Genomic DNA, 675 nt, shown 5'->3' with positions numbered 1-675 from the left:
GGTTAATGCCGCCATCTGCTCTTCGCTTAAGGCAACCCCCGGTTGCAGCTGATATTGTTTGCTATATAACTGACCGGCTAAGAGTAAATCCCGGTACTGGTCATCACTGTTGTTATAACCGGACAGGTAACTTTTACCGGTCAGTGCAATCAACTGGTCCTGAATCAATTTCTGTTCATAGTAACCATCACCTAACCGTTTATGTAAACTGTCAGAATCAATAACATCTAAACTGCTTACCCATTTTTTACGGTTAGTAAAGCGAGGGTCAGTTTCAATTAAATATAAACTCTCTTTTTCCGGTCTGATTTGAAAAATGGTATTATCCGGCAATTTAATCGGCACCACCGTCGGGTACTGAACAAATTCCGGTGGTAAAACCGTTACCCCGTGTTTATCAGCAACAGTGGATACCGGGGAAAGCTGAGTGTTTTCCGCCACCGTTAACGTGCCCAGTGACATCGCTTCAGTGGTATTAACCCCTTGATAAGCGCTGTATTTCTGTTTAATTTTCCAGTCACTACTATCTTTATTTTTATAGTGAGAAATCCTTCCGCGATTTTCATGACCTTTTGAATCGACCTCTTTAATCCAGCGTTCACCTTTGGTTTCCAGATTATCAAACTGCCTTGCATTAATTTGCATGGTCTGACCTGAAAGCAGTTGGCTGTCCTG

At 42.4% G+C, this 675-nt stretch carries 1 pseudogene; it reads right to left on the bottom strand.

From position 1 onward, the window contains the following. A pseudogene (locus ACKJXD_RS11915) lies at window positions 1-675 on the bottom strand (hypothetical protein); the annotation flags it as partial.

The sequence above is a fragment of the Gilliamella sp. G0441 genome (genome assembly GCF_050589305.1).
Taxonomy (GTDB): domain Bacteria; phylum Pseudomonadota; class Gammaproteobacteria; order Enterobacterales; family Orbaceae; genus Gilliamella.
This window is presented reverse-complemented; position numbering and strand designations above follow the sequence as displayed.